Here is an 18041-nt window from a genome sequence, read left to right on the forward strand (position 1 = left end):
GTCATGACCCCTTACCGACACGCACTCACCGCTATTGCGCTGGCCACTTGTCAGTTGGCCATAGCCCAGTCGCAGCAGTCCGCCCCCGCAACCGGTAGCAGCAACATCGTCACGGAGTCGAGCGGTGCAGTGGTGCCAAGCTCCGCGTCTGATTCGTCCGCCAATGCCGCGTCGAAGAAGGCGGACAAACCTTTGGCAGAGGGCGAGCTTCCTGCAGCGGAGCCGCGTTTCATCATCGGAAACGATCGTGTGATCGCCCCGGCCAAGCCGGTGGCTGCCGTACAAGGCGCTCCGTTGTCCTTCAATTTCGAAGAGGCGCCGGTGGCAGAGGTCGTGCGTACCATTTTGGGAGATATCCTCAAGACGGACTATGTGCTTCACCCGCCGTTGAGCGGGACGGTGACTTTGGCGACACGAACGCCCATTGCACCGGATCAGGCGGTTTTCCTGCTGGAGAGTTCTTTGCAGGCCAACGGACTCGCCATGTTGCGCGATGCCCGCGGCACCTACCACGTCGGGCGGCCTGATGCATTGCGGAGCATCGGTGGGTCCGTTCGCCAGGTAGGCAACGGTCCGTTGCCCCCGGGCTCGGGCGCCATCATCGTGCCGCTGCAATACATCGGTGCGAGCGAAATGGCATCCATTCTTCGGCCGATGATGCCCCCCGATGCCGTCGTGCGGGTAGACAACGTGCGCAATCTGCTGATTCTGAGTGGCACACGCACCCAGGCCGAAGGGTGGCTCGATCTGGTGAACACCTTTGACATCGATCTGCTCAAAGGCATGTCGGTTGGGGTGTTCCCCTTGAAGCATGCGTCGATCAAGGAAGTGGAAACCGCGCTGCGCCTGGTCAGTGGCGGTGGTGCTGCAGCGGCTTCCCCGAATGTCGGAGGAGCCGTCGCTACAGGCACACCGGGTGCTGCGCAGGCGAATGCGGCCAGCGCGGCGCAGGCCATGCTGGGTGAAGGCAATCCTCTCTTCGGCGCTCTGCGCATCATGCCCATCGAGCGGCTCAACAGCATTCTGGTGGTCACGCCACGCGCCTCCTATTTGGAGGAAGCCCGCCGCTGGATCGAGAAGTTGGACCAGCCCAGCGACAACGGGTCTGAGCCACAGCTATTCATCTACCAGGTGCAGAACGTCAATGCCAAGCACCTTGCGAGCGTGCTCAGCGGGATTTTCGGGGGCCAGACCGGTGGATCGAACGTGGCCAACAGCGGGGTGGCACCCGGATTTGGAAGCGCGACGGGGAACTCTTTCGGCCAGACGCAAAGCGGATTCGGCGGCGTTGGCAGCACTTTCAGCAGCAGCGGGTCCAGTTACATGGGCGGCAGCGGCGTCCGCTCTTCGGGTCTGACGGGCAGTGCTTTCTCCAGTGGTTCCGGGACCGGAGCCTTCGGCAACCGCAATACCAACTCACAAGGTACACAGCAGCAGGGCACCTTGAGTGCCAATCTGGGCAGCGTCCGGGTGATGGCCGATGAACTGAACAATTCAGTGCTCATCTGGGGGACGCGCGCTGAGTATTCAAAGATTGAAGCGGCGCTGAAGAGACTGGATCTTCCCCCCACACAGGTTCTGATCGAAGCCAGCATCATTGAAGTGACCTTAAACGATGATCTCCAGTACGGCCTGCAATGGTCGTTCAACAACAGTCGAAATGGATACACCGGGCAGGGGCTGATCAGCGGGCGCAATCCGACCACCGTCAGCAGGGATACCCTGCTGGGAGGTGCATCTCAAGGTTTCTCCTATGTGCTCAGCAGTTCAACGGGCGTGCAGGCTGTGCTCAATGCCCTGGCTGACAAATCCCTTTTGAAGGTGATCTCCAGCCCATCGCTGATGGTGCTGGACAATCACACCGCATCCATCAATGTCGGCAACCAGGAGCCGGTCAGCACGACGACAGTTAGTTTTGTGGACAATGCAAACGCGTCCACCAGCTCGGTTCAATACAAGGACACGGGCGTCAACCTTGTTGTCACGCCGTCCGTGAACGCTGGCAACATCGTGAACATGCAGGTGGATCAGACGGTGACCGATTTGGGCGCTGTCAGAAGCAACGCCAACAATCAGCCTGCATTTTTGCAACGCCAGATCAGCAGCAAAGTCGCTGTGCGGTCGGGTGAAACCATCGTGCTGGGTGGCCTGATCAAGGACAACAGTACAGTTGGTAAGGCCGGCGTTCCTTTGCTACAGGACATTCCGGTCCTCGGAAATTTGTTTGGCACCAATAGCAACACCAGCAATCGGACGGAACTGCTGGTTGTTCTCACGCCGCGTGTGGTGCGAACTGATATCGACATTCGGGAAGTGAGTGAAGACTTGCGTGACCGAATGAAGGGTTTGAGAGTCATCGAACTCAAGGAACAGGGGAGCCGTAACCCCCTCAAAGCGCCTCAGGCACCGGTGCAACCAGTCCAGCCAAACTGAGTCGAACAGCGTCGTTCAACCAGATCGTTAACAGGAGATCAACACAACCATGGTTCAAAACACCACTTTCCGTCGCCGGATGGGCGCCATTGTCTTGGCTGCAGGCGTCATGGCACTCTCAGGATGCGCCGCCTTCAAGCCTGCCACTCCAGAACAGATCGTCGAGCAGCGGGCAACGGAGTATTGGAAAGCGAGAGTGGCCGGTCAGTACGACAAGGCCTATGCCTTGTCCACGCCTTCTTACCGCAAAACCAGGACAGCCGACCAATTCAAGATGCAATTTGGTGCTGGTGTTGCCGTCAAGAGCGTGGAGGTCACGAAAGTCACTTGTGAGGGCGAGAAGTGCACCACTCAGGTGAAATTGGGAGTTCAGCCTGCCGTGATCGGTTCAAAGCTTGGTACGATCGACAGCTACCTGAACGAGACATGGCTGCTTGAAGATGGCCAGTGGTGGCACTATCAAGATCTTTAATAGGGATCTTCGAAGGCGTTTGCAAGCGGTCTTGCGAAGCAAGATTCACCTCACCGCATACGGTGTTGCATTTCCTCAACAACAGGTTTTGTTACAGCGGTTCCGTTGTACAACACGTCAGAGCGCTGTGCTACCATCCCTTAGCGTAATCAATCGTGGTAGTTGCGCTTACCAACTTTTTAACTGGAGTTCTTGATATGAGAAAAAATGTTCTGGCCCTGAGCATTGCTGCCATGATTGGTGGCCTGGGCTTTGCTGGCGCCGCATCTGCTGATGTGGTCGTTGGTACGGCTCCGCTGAAGACGACGACCGCTACGACGATGTCGTTCGCGGAAGGCGGCGTGGGTCATGCACTGCTGGTTCCTTACTTCAACGCACAAAACGGCAACATGACCGTGATGCACGTTGTGAACACCGACACCTCCAACGGCAAGGCCGTGAAGGTTCGTTTCCGCGGCGCCCTGAACTCCGACGACATTCTTGACTTCCAAGTCTTCATGTCGCCTGGTGACGTGTGGACTGCTGCCGTGACGGCTGGTTCCGATGGCGTGGCACAAATTGTGACCGCTGACGGCACCTGCACGTTGCCTACGCTGGCCCGGGGTGTGAACCAACGTTTCGTGACCGACCGTCTGAATCCTGGCATCTCGGAAGCCGACAAGGCCAACAACACACGTGAAGGCTACGTTGAAATCTTCAACATGGCTGACATTCCTCAGCTGCTGGCTGGCACGACCACGGTCAACCCCCTGTACACGGCTATCAAGCACGTGAACGGCGTTGCACCTTGCACGTCCTCCACCCTGAACGCTACGCTGCAAAACTTCACGACGCCTGCCGCCGTGGCTGCAGCTGGTTTCGACACGCCTTCGACCGGCCTGCTGGGCGACTGGTACATCATCAACGTCGCTCAAACGACGACGTTCTCGGGTGGCGCTACCGCAATCCGTGCTGAAAACAACGGCGCTCAAGCCATTGCTAACTTCGTGCACTTCCCGCAATCGGCCAGCGCAGCACCTACGCCTGACACGTACACGGCTGACCCGCTGTTCCGTACGGTGAACGTGTTCACCACGGGTACGACGCCTCCTACGACCGTGCCAGCAATCGCTGCCGCGAACTATGACCTGCCCGACATGTCGACGCCTTACGTGACGGCTCCTAGCGCAACGGCTCCTCTGACGCAAGCTCGCTTGCTGACGAACGCCCTGGCTGTGACCTCGATCGCTAACCAGTACGCTAACGACACGAGCATCTCCGCCAAGACGGACTGGGTGTTCTCCATGCCTACCCGTCGTTACAACGTGGCGTCTAACTACGCTGCTGCGCAAACCGGTGGCAACGCTGCTCAAGTTCGCTACTTCTCCGACCTGATCCCAGGCGTTGTTGGTGTGAGCGACGAACGTTTCAACCCAGGCAACACGTCGCTGGCTACCACCGGTGGTGCCATCTGCGTGAGCTCGACGGGCCAAGCGTTCTTCGACCGCGAAGAAACCACGACCACGACCGGCGCTGTGTTCTCGCCTGGTTCCATCACGCAGACCCGTTTCTGCGGCGAAACCAGCGTGCTGAGCTTCCGTGATGGCGGCACCTCTGTGCTGGGCGCTTCGGTGGCCCGTCAAGATCTGTCGAGCGGTTCGTTCACCAACGGCTGGAGCCGCGTGGATGTGCCTAACGTGGTGGCTGGCCAATCCCTGGGTCTGCCAATCCTGGGCGCTTCGTTCATCAAGCTGTCGAACCCCAGCGCTGCGGCTGGCACGTCCGGTACCTACGGTATCACGTGGCCCCACCGCTTCACGTTCCCTACGGTTACTCCGTAATTCGTGCGGCACTTTTCACAGCAATGTGAACCAAAAAAGGCGGGGGCAACCCCGCCTTTTTTTTTAATGCTTTTTTGATGGAGTGTTGGATTTGCACATGATTCGCTCAACCTATCGCCTGCTTGCTTTGGCAGCACTTTCCGCAACCGCTCTTTCGGTCCACGCCCAAGCTCCGGTGTTGATCCAGGGGCCGAAAGTCGCGATCGATACGCTGGACATTCAAGCGGACTCTCTTCGCATGCCTCCCGAGATGCGCGACACCGTTCTGGCACGTCCTCAGACCGTCACGCAGATTGCCTCTAATCTTTACGCACGCCGGGTGATGGCCGCACGGGCCGAAACTGAAGGGGTAGAGAAGGACCCCGAGGTGGCAGCCGCCCTGAAGATTGCGCGGGACAAGGTGCTGTCAGATGCTTACATCGCAAAAATCGATAAGCAAAGCACGCCGAACGATGTCGCCGCCGAAGGCATGGCGCGAGACATCTACAAGGCCAAGCCTGAGCGTTTCAAGGTGCCGGAACAGGTTCGTGTGAGGCACATTCTTGTCGAGGGTTCCGACGCGAATTCTCGCGCACAGATCGAAAAGATCATGCAGGAACTCAAAGCCGGTACAGACTTTGCCAAGCTGGCCCAAGAGCGTTCCGCAGACAAGGGCTCTGCCGAAAAGGGTGGAGACTTGGGCGCCTTCGAGCGTGGCCGCATGGCACCACAATTCGATGAAGCCGCTTTTGCGTTGACCAAGCCTGGTCAGCTCAGCGACGTCGTCGAGACCCAGTTCGGGTTTCACATCCTCAAGCTCGAAGAACGCATTCCTGCGCGCACCCGGGCGTTCAGCGAAGTTCGCGAAGAGTTGATGAACGAAGTGCGCAACAACATTCGCCAAGAAGCACGTGTTGCCGAAGCGCAGAAGATGCAGAAAGAAGCAAAGATCGATGCCTCCGCCATCGCTTCTTACTCCCAGTCTTACGCGGCAAAAATTCCGCCCACTAAGATCGCTCCCTGAAGCTCCACGTTGGTGGAGGTGAAGCAAGTGCCCTTTCGGGTACTTGCTTCTTTTATTTCTGGTGGACCGACTGCCATCCTCTGAACAAGCTGCATGCAAACTTTGTGGAATGAATGGCGCGCGATCTGGAGTGCGCGCTCTCTGGTGTGGGTTCTGGTGCAACGCGAGGTGGCCGCGCGCCACGCAGGCACTGCTGTCGGCGTGTTGTGGCCCTATCTTCAGCCCCTGCTGACGGTGGCTGCCTACTATCTTGTCTTCGACGTGGTCTTTTCCATGCGTTTGGGAGAAGGCGCGCCGACACATGCCGTGGGCACGTTCCTGGTCGTGGGTGCGCTGCCCTGGATGGCTTTCTGCGATGCGGTGTCGCGCGGCATGAACAGCCTCATCGAGGCGGGCAGCATGCTGCAGAAAAACCCGCTGCCCCCGGTGCTCTTCACGACCCGCTCGGTGCTGGCGAGCGCGGTGATCTTCGGGCCGCTGCTGTGCCTGGTGGCGCTGGTGTACACGCCGCTGCACGGGTTCCGTCCTGCCATGCTGGCCATGGTGCCTCTCATGGCCCTGCAGTTGGTCCTCTGCGTGCTGCTGGGTTACCTGCTGGCCATCCTTGCTGCGGCGCTGAGAGACACCGTTCAGATCGTCGGCTTTCTGCTGTCCGTGGGCATCTATCTCACGCCCATTCTTTTCCCCCTGACGATGTTCCCGGCCAACTGGCGCTGGGTGCTTTGGCTCAATCCCATGACGGCCCTGGTGATCGGCTACCAGCAAGTGCTGCTGCAGGGCAATTGGCCGCCGATGGGGGTCTGGGTGGCGGGCGTGGTCTGGCTTGTCGTCCTGGCGCTGGCTTTGAACACGTTGGTCAAACGCAGCCGTGATCAGTTGGTGGACTGGCTATGACGATGATCGAACGCACCTCCGAGACCGTTCTGAAAGTGCAGGACGTTGGCAAGGAGTACAAGCTCTACGCCTCTCCCCGCCAGCGGCTCAAGTCCTTGATCACCGGGCGATCGGCGCACCGCAGCCATTGGGCCTTGAAAGGCGTCTCCTTCGAACTGCAGCGCGGCCAGTGCATCGGCGTCATCGGCGACAACGGGGCGGGCAAGAGCTCGCTGCTCAAGCTGCTGGCCGGCACGCTGCAGCCCTCCACGGGCTCGATCGAGCGGGTGGGCCGGGTCACTGCCATTCTGGAGTTGGGCGCGGGTTTCCACCCCGACTTCAGCGGCCGCGACAACCTGTATTTCGGCGGCAGCCTGATCGGCATCGACCGCGAAGAGATGGAGCGGCTGGAGCCGGAGATCATCGAGTTCTGCGAGCTGGGCGAGGCGCTGGACCGGCCGGTCAAAACCTACTCTTCGGGCATGTCGGTCCGGCTGGCCTTCGCGCTGGTGACCGCGGTGCAGCCCGACGTGCTGATCATCGACGAAGCCCTGGCGGTGGGCGATCAGCATTTCCAGAAGAAATGCGTGGACCGCATCATGGCGTTCCGCAATGCCGGCTGCACGATCCTGTTCTGCTCGCACAGCCCGTACCACATCCGCCATCTGTGCGATCTGGCGCTTTGGCTGGACGGGGGGCGCGTCAAGCAGTTCGGACTGACGGAGCCCGTGCTGGGCGCCTATGACGTGCACTCCCGCCTGCGCAATGCAGAGAGCCAGCACCACGCGGCGGCGGGGCAGGAGGGCGCCAGCGATGCGCCCGCGCCGGACAACGGCGCTCCGCTGGACGACGGCGAAGCCGCCTCCGAGGCTTCAGACGCTGCGGCAGCTTCCGCCGCCGGCCGCCGGCAGCGCAATGGCAATGCCCCGGCCCGCGACGATGGCTCCGCCCGCATTCTGTCGGTGGAGATCCAGAACCTGGGCGAACCGCAGGACGGCGGCTACGGCCGGCTGTCCGGCAAAGACCTGATCGCCCACATCACCGTGCGCGGCCGGGGGGGCGAGCGGCCCAATGTCGGCTTCATGATCGAGCAGTCCAAAGGGGTCGGCATCACGTCGCTGGCCACCCACGAAGAGGGCGCGGCGCCCGTGTCGCTGGGCGATGGCCTGTGGCGCTCGGTGCTGACGTTTCCCAGCCTGCCGCTGCACAGCGGGGACTACGTGATCAGTGCGTTCCTCTTCGACGAGAGCGGCCTGGTGGTGTACGACGAGTGGTTCCAGTTCCTGAACTTCAACTGGGTCGCTCCAACCCTCATGCCAGGGCTGGTGAAATTGCCGCACCACTGGGGGTGAGCATGCCGGCCGGCCCACTGCAGGGCGCTTGCGTTCTGCCGCCGTGGACGGCCGGGATCTCCCTCCAGTGAGATGCTATATTTTTGATAGCTTAATGCCCTAGTAGAATATGCGCCGGAGCCATTTTTTGCCAATGACGATTTTCCGCCTTTCGGCAGGATCTTCCCCCGGCCCTTGACCCCATGAACGATCTGACCGCCCCTCCTCAAAAGGCCTCCGACTGGCTGGCCCTCGGAATCCAGCACCTCGAACGCGACGAGCGCGTCCTGGCCGCAGAGGCCTTGCGCCATGCCTTGCAGGACCGCGAAACGCGCCTCACCGCCCACCAGCTCATTGAGCAGCACACGTTGCCGGGCGCCTTCTCCCAGATGATGGGGCTGAACTGCGAGATCGCGCGCGCCGACGACATCTTCCGTTTCTTCGAGGGCCATCCCTCCAGTACCAACCCTCTGCGCGACTATCTCGCGGATGGCTGGCGCACGCTGTCCGAGCTGATGACGCTGCTGGAGACCGTGGATCGGCCTTTGCTCAAGACCCCGCGGTTCATGGAGTTCGCGAGCGGGCACGGCCGCTTCACGCGGCATCTGGTGAAGGCGCTGGGTGCGGACCGGGTGACGGTGTCCGACGTCGTGCCGGACGCCATGGCGTTCGCGCAGCGCACTTTCGGCGTGCGGAGCGTGCTGTCTTCCACGGTGCCGGAAAGCCTGGTGTGGGATCAGCAGTACGACGTGGTGTTCGTGCTGTCGCTGTTCAGCCACCTGCCGCGCCGCACCTGGGCCCGCTGGCTGCAGTGCCTGTACGACGGCGTGGCACCTGGAGGGGTTCTGGTGTTCTCCACGCATGGCTTGAAGGCGGCGGCGCACGACAGCGTTGCGCTGGACGAGGACGGCTTCTTCTTCGCTCCCTCCAGCGAATCCCAGGCCATCGACGTGCAGGAATACGGCACCGCGTTCACGTCCGAGGACTTCGTCCTCGCGCGCATCGCGGAGACGGTGGGTGCGGACAAGCTCGTTCACCGCTCGCTGGTGCATTTCTGGAACCACCAGGATGCCTATGTGCTCGCCAAGCCCTGAGCGCAGGGTGTGGTGGGCCTGACCCTCTTCCTGGCTCCGAGCCTTTTGACTGATTGAAATCCTGCGACAGGCGTTTCCCTCCATGACCACTCTGTTCGATCGCATCCAGCAACGATTTTGGGGACCGCCCCAGTGGGATGCCGAGCGCATTTCCGACGAGTGGTTCCGGGCGCACTTCCACTATGCGGCCGACGTGGTCCAGCACTGGCTGGGTTCGGCGCTGGATGTGAAGACGGCGCGGCTCCTCAACTTCGGTTGTGGCGACGGCATCACGGACCTGGCCCTGGTCCTGCGCCACGGGGCGACGTCGATCCATGGCATCGATATCCGGCAGGAGTACGCCAAGCTGCCGCGCATCGCGAAGGAGCAGTTGGGGCTTCGCCGCGTGCCGAAGGTCCTGAGCTTCGAGACCATCGCACCCGCCACCCCGCTGGCGGGACGGCGGCCGGTGGACGGGATTTTCAGCTGGTCCACGTTCGAGCATGTGAGCCAGGACCAGCTCGAACCCATCGCCCGCGACCTGTACGCGGCGCTCAATCCCGGGGGCGTGTTCTTCCTGCAGATCGAGCCGCTGTATTTTTCTCCCTTCGGCTCGCACCTGCGGCGCTATGACGAGGTGCCCTGGCACCACCTGCTGGTGAGCGATGACGAGCTGTGGGCCATCATCCAGGCGCACGAAGGGCCGATCGATGGCGCCGAGCGCGATTTCGGCTTCGACGACTTCGGTGTCGAGGGGTACAAGAAGTTCGTCTTCAACGAGTACAAGGCGTTGAACCGGCTGACGGCGGACGAGCTGGTGGCCCTGATGACCCGGGTGGGCTTTCGGGTCATTCGCCAGGAGCGGCGCAGTGTGCAGATGGACATTCCAGCGGCCCTGCACGGCCAATACCCGGACGAACTGCTGCTCAACAACGAGATCTTTCTGCTGCTGGGCAAATAGGGCCCGGATCGCCCTTCGGTGCCATCCATCGCACCGAGCGCGTCGATGGGCCTTTCGAAAACAAAAAGGGCTGCCGGAGAAGGCAGCCCTTTTTTCGTTCCGGCGCCGTGCGGCGCGAAGCCGGTTCAGGCTTGCAGCCAGTTCTTGACCCGGCGCTGCCACTGCGCCGGGATGCGCCGTGCAACGCCACGCAGCACCGGCAGCGAGCGCAGATAGACCACCGCCGACAGCACGCCTGATTTGGCGGCGGCGGTGGGTGTGGCCTGGGGCAGGTAGGGCTGCAGGTCGGCCAGGGTCATGGGGGTCAGCGCAGCCACGGGCCTGGAGTCCGCCAGGTAGTCGGTCTCGTAGCGGAACGGCGCGGACGATTCATGCGGCAAGAGGGCAGTCGGCTGTGCCTCGGCCAGGGCCGGGGCCTCGCCCTGGGCGAAATGCCGGTCGCGGACCTCGGTGAACCAGGCCAGCCATTGGGCGGGCGTGGCATCCCAGGGGTGCACCCAGCTCCAGGGCCGGCCCGCCAGCCGCTCGGCGAAGGCGCCGATGTCGGGCACGACCACCGGCAGGCCGGCCAGCAGCGCGGCGCTCAGGGTGTAGCTGTAGGTCTCGGGCCATTGGGCGGGGAACCAGACCAGGTCCGGCTCCAGCCATTGCAGCAGGCCGGGCAGGTCCTTCTCTTCATACTCGCCATGGATGGTCAGGCGGGCGCGGGGCTGCGTCTGAAGGTGGCGGTAGCCGTAGCCGATCAGGTGGAAATCCACGAGGGCGTTGCGGCGGGCCGCCTCGGCGGCCACGGCTTCCAGCACGTCCGCGCCCTTGATGGCGCTCAGGGCGCCGATCACCACCACCCGCAGCCGTTGGCCAGGCTGCAGCATGCGCGGCGCGGGCAGTGGCAGCGCCGCGCTGTCGGGCAGATCGGTGTGCGGTACGGCGTGCACGTGCGCCGCCGGCGCGAAGCCGGCGATGCGCCGCGCCGTGTCGTGGCTGGGCGCGAGCACCCGTCGTGCGCCGGTGAGCAGGCGCGCATTCGCGCCACGCCATTCGGCGACGGTGCCGCCCAGGGGGGAATGCATCTCCGGCGTGCAGCACTTGCATTGCCCGGGACCGATCTCGCCGGCGTACCGGTTGGTCGTGTCGGTCATCGAGATGTGCGTGCAGTAGCTGTAGTAGTCGTGCGCGGTGAAGTCGTAGGGCACATCCAGCAGGTGTGGGATGTTGCGAACTTCCTGGCCGTGGCCCAGCAGGTGGTGAAAGTGCACCTGCCGCACGCCCAGCTGCCGCAGCACGCCGAGCAGGTCGTCGTACTGGTCGTTCAGGCGGAAGGTGAGTTCGAAGCCCTCGTCCTGCCCCGCCATCCGCAGCCGCACGCTGTGCCCAGGCGCGGGCGTGAGGGTCAGGAAGGTGGCCTGGTCCGCCAGGTGCGCGGCCAGTTCGCGGACATGCCGGACCGTGCCACCGGCCCGGTCGTGCAGCACGGCGAGCACGGCCGGCAGGCCGGCTTCGGCGATGCGGGCCACGTCGAGCGCCAGCCGGTAGGGCTGCGCCGGATCGGCCTGCACGAACGCATGCACGTCGCGCTCGTAGCGCGGATGCAGGCGGCGCAGGGTTTCCATGGCCGCGAGTTCGCGCGGGCTCTTGCTGTCGCCGAAGCTGACTCCGCCGGTGTGCAGCACGAAGGTGTCCAGCAGGTGCAGGTTGCGCCAGCCGGCCGCGTGCGCGCGCTGGCAGAAATCGTTTTCCTCGCCGTAGCCCTTGCCGAAGTGCTCGGTATCGAACAGGCCGAGCTGCACCAGGCAATCGCGCCGGATGTACATGCAAAAGCCGACGCCCGTGGGCACGTCCACGACCGCGCCCGGGTGGGTCCTGGCGCAGAGCGCGTCCAGGCGGGCCGTGTCGTAGCCGGGCGGCAGGTCGTTGTCCTTGCAAAAGCGCGGGTAGCTGCAGATGGTGGCGTTGTTGGAGAACGGGGTCACCGAGGCCACCTTGGCATCGCCGTAGGCGGCGTTGCGGATGCGGTCGAGCCAGTCGTTGGCGACTTCCGTGTCGCTGTTGAGCAGCAGCACGTCGTTGGTGCCGCTCAGGGCCATGCCGCGGTTGACGGTGCCGACGAAGCCGAGGTTTTCCTCGTTTTCCAGCAGCACGATGCGCTCGTCCTGCTTGGCCCGCTGGCGCAGCCAGGCCGTGACTTCGGGCTCGGGGCTGGCATCGTTGATGACGATGAGGCGGTAGGGCGTGGCGCACGGGCTGGCCAGCACGGAATCGACGCACATCTGCGTGTCGGCCAGGCCCCGGTAGACCGGCACGATCACATCCACGGGGTGCTGCGGCGGCGTGACCTGCACGGGCCCCTGCGCCGCCGCTGCGGCGGCATGCTTGGGCGCACGGCCCAGAAGGCGGTCCAGGCGCATCTTGGTGTGGACGAGGGGGCGGGTCGCGCGGAACACGGTGGAGTTTTCGATCGTTTTCAAGTGGTGGGCGAGGGCGCCGTAGTCGTGTTGCAGGCGGCCCAGTTCATGCTGCAGTCGGGTGGCGTTGCGCTGGAACTGGGCGGACTCCTGCTGCAAATCGGCCCGCTGGCGCAGCAGCGTCTGGGTGCTGTCCTTGAGCGTGGCGTTGTGTTCCTGCAAGGCCTGGTTGGTGTACTCCAGGGTGAGCTTGTCGCCCTCGAGCACTTCCTTTTGCTCGCCCAAAGCGCGCTTTTCCAGCTCGAGCGCCTCGCGGGTCTCCCGAAGCAGTCGATCAGCCTCGCGCTGTGCCTGCGCCTGGGCCAGGGCTGCTGCCGTCTTCAGGTCGGAAATCTGTTCCTGCAGCGGGAAGATGGCACTCGAAAGGGCCAGGTAGTCGGCGGACATGGGCCACCCCAGGTCGATGTCCAGCACGGCCCCGCCGCCGGCGTGGCCGGTCAGGACGTCCCGGGGGATCGGCAACTCCATCCAGGGGTCGTCCCCGGTGAGCAGCAGCAGGGTGGCGGGGGAGGCGGCCGGCATGGGCTGCTCCCACACGATCTGGCGGTGGGGCGAGCGGGCCAGCAGCGAGCGCGATGCAGTGTCGGCCTGCCACGTCCACACCGCGTCGCCCTGGGCATTGCGCAGGGCGATGCCATGCAGGTGCATGAAGCCGGGGCGGTCCGCCGGGTCGAGCCTCAGGTTCGTGAGGGGCGTGGGCGTATCGGGCAGGGTGAAACGCACCGTCTGGCGTTCGCGGCCGATGATGCCGGTGGCGGTCAGCTTGCGGTCTTCGGCGTATTCGCCGTTCTGGCCCAGGTAGAGCTGCGCCGTGAACAGGGCGTGGGCTTCCTGCGGGTCCGGCGTGCCGCTCTGGTCCTCGGCGATGGCCTGAGCGGCAGGCTGCGCCACGGCGATGAACTGGTAGGCCATGGCATCGGGCGCTCCGAGCAGATGGCGCGAGACGGCCGGTGGCAGCAGGTCGAAGGCGGCCTTGAACTCCGATTCGGGCACCTCGCGGCGCACGGTGTCGATCTGGTCGACGGCCCAGCGCTGCTCGCCCAGGAACCGCCCCAATGATCGCCGGGTGAAGAAGCGAAGGTGGGTGCGGTCCAGCAGGCCTTCCTCCCGGTAGCGGAATTCACCCTGCAGCAATTCGGCCACCAGGCCGCAGTAGCCGGCGTTGGGCACCGAAATCAGCAGTTGACCACCGGTTGCCAGCAGTTCGCGGCATTGCGCCAGGATGCCCTCCGGGCGGCGCAGGTGCTCGAGCACGTCGGCACACACGATGTAGTCGTAGCGCTGGCCGGTAAAAAGGGTAACCAGATCGCATGTCTCCAGATCGGACACTTCCACGCGCCGGTAGTGGGGGCGGGCGTGTTCGGCCTCGGCTTCGCTGAGCGTCACGCCATCGCTGGTGCAGCCCCGGGTCTCTGCCAGATATTGCCCGAGTGCGCCGCTGCCGCAGCCCAGGTCGAGCACCGTGGATCCCTCGCGGACAAGGCTCGCCAGCACGGAAAGGGAGGTGCGTTCGTCTTGCTTGATGGTGCGCAGATAGACGTGCAAATCCTCGATTGTTTGGGTCATCCCCGGATTATGACGGGCGCATGGCAGCGGCCCGCCTGGCAGGACGGTGTGCGAGGCAGACGACAATAGCGTGTTCATGATGTCATCTCTCAATGCGGAACGGGGCCTGGTGGTCTCGCTGATCAGCCATGGCCACGGGCCCTGGGTGCAGGTTTTGCTGCAGGATCTGGCGCGCCTGTGCGGGGCCAGCGTCTCGCGCGTGGTGCTCACGCTCAACCTGCCCGAGGCCGAGCCGCAGGCCCCCGCCGGAGGCTGGCCCTTCGTGCTGGAGATTCGCCGCAATGCGTCGCCCCTGGGCTTCGGCGCCAACCACAACCGCGCATTGCGCGGGGCGGCCGAACCGATGGTCTGCGTGCTGAATCCGGACGTCAGCCTGCTCGGCGCGAACCCGTTTCCCACGCTGTGCGAGGCCGCCCTGCCGGCGGACGTGGGCTGCGCCTACCCGGAGCAGGTGGACGGCCGCGGCCAGTTGCAGGATTCCGAGCGCGAGCTGCCGTCGCCCGCCGCGCTGTGGCGCCGCCGCGTGCTCGGGCAACGGGAGCACCGGGTGGACTGGGTGAACGCGGCGTTCCTGGTGATGCGGCGGGCGGTGTGGGACGCGCTGGAGGGATTCGATGAAGGGTATTTCATGTATTGCGAGGATGTGGATTTGAGCTTGCGCATGCGGCTGAGGGGCCTGCGGCTGCACAAGGGTGCGGCCCGCGTGGGCCATGTCGGGCAGCGCGACAGCCAGCGCCGCATGGCCTACCTCGCCTGGCACGTGCGCAGCCTGTGGCGGCTGTGGCGCTCGCCGGTGTATCGGCAGGCACGATCTTTGTTACCGGAGGGCCCCCGCGGCCCGCATACCATCGGCGCTCCATGATCTGGTTGTCTCTGGTTGCGTTTCTGGTTTCCACGCTGGTGGCTGCGGGCATCGTCCGATGGGGGCGCGACCACGCGTCCGTGTATGGCGACACCATGCCGCAGCGGTTCCACCTGGGGGATATTCCCCGGCTGGGCGGGGCGGCGCTGCTGGCCGGCATGGCCTGCAGCTGGATGCTGGGGGTGGTTCAGACGTCGTGGATGGGCGATCCGGGCTCGCTGCGGCTCGGCGCCTGGGTGGTCTGGTGGATCGTGGCGCTCCTGCCGTCGGCGGTGGGCGGCATCGTGGAAGACCTGACGCAGCGCCTGACCGTGCGCTATCGCCTGCTGCTCACGGCCCTGTCGGGTGGGCTGGCGCTGATGGTGCTGCAACTGAACGTGCAGCGCATGGGCCTGCCCTGGCTGGACGGCTTCCTGGCCCAGACGCCCTGGCTGGGCATGGTGATCGTGGTGCTGGCGGTGGCCGGCCTGCCGCACGCCTTCAACATCATCGACGGCTACAACGGCCTGGCGGGCATGGTGGCGTTCATCGTCTGCCTGGCGCTGGCGCACGTCAGCCTGCAGGTGGGGGACCGGTCGCTCGCGACGCTGTTCGTTTGCACGGCGGCGGCCACGGCCGGGTTCCTGGTGTGGAACTACCCGCGCGGCATGATCTTCGCCGGCGATGGGGGCTCCTACATCTGGGGCGTGGTGATCGCGCTGGGCAGCATCTCGCTCGTGCAGCGCAACCAGGACGTGTCGCCCTGGTTCCCGATGCTGCTGCTGATCTACCCGGTGTGGGAGACCGTCTTCTCCATCTATCGCAAGCTGGTGCGCGGGGTCTCGCCGGGCGTGGCGGACGCGCTGCACTTCCATCAGCTCATCTACCGGCGCATCGTGCGCGGGGTGTTCCATGACGACGAGTCCCGCCGGGTGCTCATGCGCAACAACCGCACCTCGCCCTACCTGTGGGGTTTTACCCTGCTGACGGTGGTGCCCGCGGTGCTGTTCTGGAGCAACACGGTCGTGCTGGCGATCTTCTGCGCCCTCTTCATGATCGCCTACGTCTCCGCCTACCTGGCCATCGTGCGCTTCAAGGTGCCCAGCTGGCTGCGGCATTGAAGACCGCCCACGGGCCGATGCTGAATGGCATCGCCCGGTGCCGTCCTGGCCCGTTCCTGCGCCCGTCCCGCCCCAGCGCCGTCCGGGGGCCGGGGCAAGGCACAATGCGCATCTCCATCGCTTAACCGCTCCTTCAGCCGCGAGCTCTTCATGACGACCGACCTTCTTTCGATTGCTCCGCGCGACAAGGCCGAAATCCTGGCCCAGGCGCTGCCCTACATCCGCAAGTTCCATGGCAAGACCATGGTCATCAAATATGGCGGCAACGCCATGACCGACCCGGCGCTGCAGGCCGACTTCGCCGAGGACGTGGTGCTGCTCAAACTGGTGGGCATGAACCCGGTGGTGGTGCACGGCGGCGGCCCGCAGATCGAGACCGCGCTCAACCGCCTGGGCAAGAAGGGCCAGTTCATCCAGGGCATGCGGGTGACCGACGCCGAAACCATGGAAGTCGTGGAGTGGGTGCTGGCGGGCGAAGTTCAGCAGGACATCGTGGGCCTGATCAACCAGGCGGGCGGCAAGGCCGTGGGCCTCACCGGGCGCGACGGCGGCATGATCCGCGCCCAGAAGCTCAAGATGGTGGACAACAAGGACCCGAGCATCGAGCACGACATCGGCCAGGTGGGCGACATCGTCTCCATCGACCCGAGCGTGGTCAAGGCGCTGCAGGACGATGCGTTCATCCCCGTCATCAGCCCCATCGGCTTCGGCGAGAACAACGAGAGCTACAACATCAACGCCGACGTCGTGGCCAGCAAGCTCGCCACCGTGCTGCAGGCCGAAAAGCTCGTGCTCCTCACCAACATCCCGGGCGTGCTGAACAAGGCGGGCGAACTGCTCACCGACCTCACCGCCCGCGAGATCGACACGCTGTTCGCCGATGGCACCATCTCCGGCGGCATGCTGCCCAAGATCGCCGGCGCCCTCGATGCCGCCAAGGCCGGGGTGAACGCGGTGCACATCATCGACGGCCGCGTGCCGCACGCCATGCTGCTGGAAATCCTGACCGAGCAGGCCTACGGCACCATGATCCGCAGCCACTGAGATGCCCGTCTGCGCCTCGCCCGCCGTGCAGCGCGCCGCCCCCGGCGGGGCCGCGCCGGTCCGTTCCTGAGCGGGTGACAGGGCGATGCGCCTGCTGCTGGTCGAGGACGACGTCATGCTGGCCAGCGGCATCAAGCTGGGCCTGACCGACGCGGGCTATGCGGTGGACTGGGTGGGCAGCGGCGAGCGGGCCGAAGAGGTGCTGCGCACCGAATCGTTCGACGCCGCGATCATCGACATCGGCCTGCCGGGCATGGACGGCCTGGAGCTCACGCGCTGCCTGCGCCGCCCCGAGATGGCCCATCCGGCCATGCCGGTGCTCATCCTCACGGCGCGCGACGCCCTGCACGACCGCGTGCAGGGGCTCGACCTGGGCGCCGACGACTACATGGTCAAGCCCTACGAGCTGCCCGAGCTGCTGGCGCGGCTGCGGGCCCTGCTGCGGCGCTCTCAGGCCGCGACCACGGCCATCCTGAGCTTCGGGCCGCTGGAGCTGGACACCGCCGGCCGCACCGTGAGCATCCGCACCGCCAGCGATCCCCATGCGCGCCAGCCCATCGAACTGGGCCCGCGCGAGTGGACGGTGCTGGAATACCTGCTGATCCACGCGCCCAAGCCGGCCAGCAAGGAAAAGCTGCTGCAGGCCCTGACCGGCTGGGACAAGGAAATCACGCCCAATGCGGTGGAGGTGTACGTTTCCCGCCTGCGCAGCAAGCTGGAGCCCAATGGCGTGGCGCTGCGCTCCATCCGGGGCTTCGGCTACCGGCTGGAACTGCAGCCCCCGCGCGGCTGAGCGCGCCCCGCCGTCTCCGCGCCAGCCCACCCCTGCACCCGCACACCCCGGCCGCCGCCATGACCTCCGCGCTGCGCATCCGGCTGCTGCTGCTGCTGATCCTGCCGTTGTGCGCCCTGGCGCTGGCGGGCGCGTGGCTCGACTACCGCTCGGCGGACGAGGCCGCCAGCCGGCACGACCAGCGCCTGCTGCGGCTGCTGCCGGCGCTGGCCGACTCGGTGGTGGCCCCGCCCGTGAGCGACGGCGGC

At 64.7% G+C, this 18041-nt stretch carries 14 protein-coding genes; 13 read left to right on the forward strand and 1 reads right to left on the reverse strand.

Going from position 1 to position 18041, the window contains the following annotated elements:
- The first annotated feature begins 3 nt into the window (after positions 1-3).
- The 8 genes from gspD (at position 4) to AC27KI_RS05455 (ending at position 9966) form a co-directional block, all read left to right on the forward strand.
- On the forward strand, positions 4-2433 hold the full coding sequence (gspD, locus tag AC27KI_RS05420) for a type II secretion system secretin GspD (RefSeq protein WP_284429718.1): 2430 nt from the start codon (positions 4-6) through the stop codon (positions 2431-2433).
- 49 nt (positions 2434-2482) lie between these two features.
- On the forward strand, positions 2483-2905 hold the full coding sequence (locus AC27KI_RS05425; protein WP_317353170.1) for a hypothetical protein: 423 nt from the start codon (positions 2483-2485) through the stop codon (positions 2903-2905).
- A gap of 197 nt (positions 2906-3102) precedes the next feature.
- Complete coding sequence (locus tag AC27KI_RS05430) at positions 3103-4725, forward strand: cell surface protein (protein WP_487112920.1); 1623 nt, start codon at positions 3103-3105, stop codon at positions 4723-4725.
- A 97-nt stretch (positions 4726-4822) separates the two neighbouring features.
- Positions 4823-5728, forward strand: a complete 906-nt coding sequence (locus AC27KI_RS05435; protein ID WP_487112922.1) for a peptidylprolyl isomerase — start codon at positions 4823-4825, stop codon at positions 5726-5728.
- 93 nt (positions 5729-5821) lie between these two features.
- Complete coding sequence (locus AC27KI_RS05440; RefSeq protein WP_284398121.1) at positions 5822-6622, forward strand: ABC transporter permease; 801 nt, start codon at positions 5822-5824, stop codon at positions 6620-6622.
- A complete protein-coding gene (locus AC27KI_RS05445; RefSeq protein WP_487112924.1) occupies positions 6619-7953 on the forward strand; it encodes an ABC transporter ATP-binding protein in 1335 nt (444 codons plus the stop codon). Before AC27KI_RS05440 ends, AC27KI_RS05445 begins: the two co-directional genes overlap by 4 nt.
- Before the next feature lie 182 nt (positions 7954-8135).
- Entirely contained in the window at positions 8136-9026 is an 891-nt protein-coding gene (locus AC27KI_RS05450; protein ID WP_487112926.1) for a class I SAM-dependent methyltransferase, read from the forward strand.
- 82 nt (positions 9027-9108) lie between these two features.
- Entirely contained in the window at positions 9109-9966 is an 858-nt protein-coding gene (locus AC27KI_RS05455) for a methyltransferase domain-containing protein (RefSeq protein WP_487112928.1), read from the forward strand.
- 125 nt (positions 9967-10091) lie between these two features.
- Here the strand turns inward: AC27KI_RS05455 and AC27KI_RS05460 are convergent, their stop codons facing one another.
- On the reverse strand, positions 10092-13994 hold the full coding sequence (locus AC27KI_RS05460; protein ID WP_487112930.1) for a methyltransferase domain-containing protein: 3903 nt from the start codon (positions 13992-13994) through the stop codon (positions 10092-10094).
- Positions 13995-14070: 76 nt separating this feature from the next.
- On the opposite strand from AC27KI_RS05460, the gene AC27KI_RS05465 reads away from it, so the two are divergent.
- From AC27KI_RS05465 to AC27KI_RS05485, 5 genes are all read left to right on the forward strand, one after another.
- Positions 14071-14856, forward strand: coding sequence for a glycosyltransferase family protein (locus AC27KI_RS05465; RefSeq protein ID WP_284429726.1), 786 nt, complete (start codon positions 14071-14073; stop codon positions 14854-14856).
- Positions 14853-15956 carry a glycosyltransferase family 4 protein gene (locus tag AC27KI_RS05470; protein ID WP_284398141.1) on the forward strand — a complete coding sequence of 368 codons (1104 nt, stop codon included), beginning with the start codon at positions 14853-14855 and terminating at the stop codon, positions 15954-15956. Before AC27KI_RS05465 ends, AC27KI_RS05470 begins: the two co-directional genes overlap by 4 nt.
- Positions 15957-16106: 150 nt before the next feature.
- Positions 16107-17000, forward strand: coding sequence for an acetylglutamate kinase (argB, locus tag AC27KI_RS05475; RefSeq protein ID WP_092745378.1), 894 nt, complete (start codon positions 16107-16109; stop codon positions 16998-17000).
- A gap of 85 nt (positions 17001-17085) precedes the next feature.
- A complete protein-coding gene (locus AC27KI_RS05480; protein WP_272565155.1) occupies positions 17086-17793 on the forward strand; it encodes a response regulator transcription factor in 708 nt (235 codons plus the stop codon).
- Between the two features lie 59 nt (positions 17794-17852).
- Positions 17853-18041: sensor histidine kinase N-terminal domain-containing protein (locus AC27KI_RS05485; RefSeq protein WP_487112932.1), on the forward strand; the 189-nt coding region annotated here is incomplete at its 3' end.

The sequence above is a fragment of the Acidovorax sp. KPB24-03 genome (genome assembly GCF_057546605.1).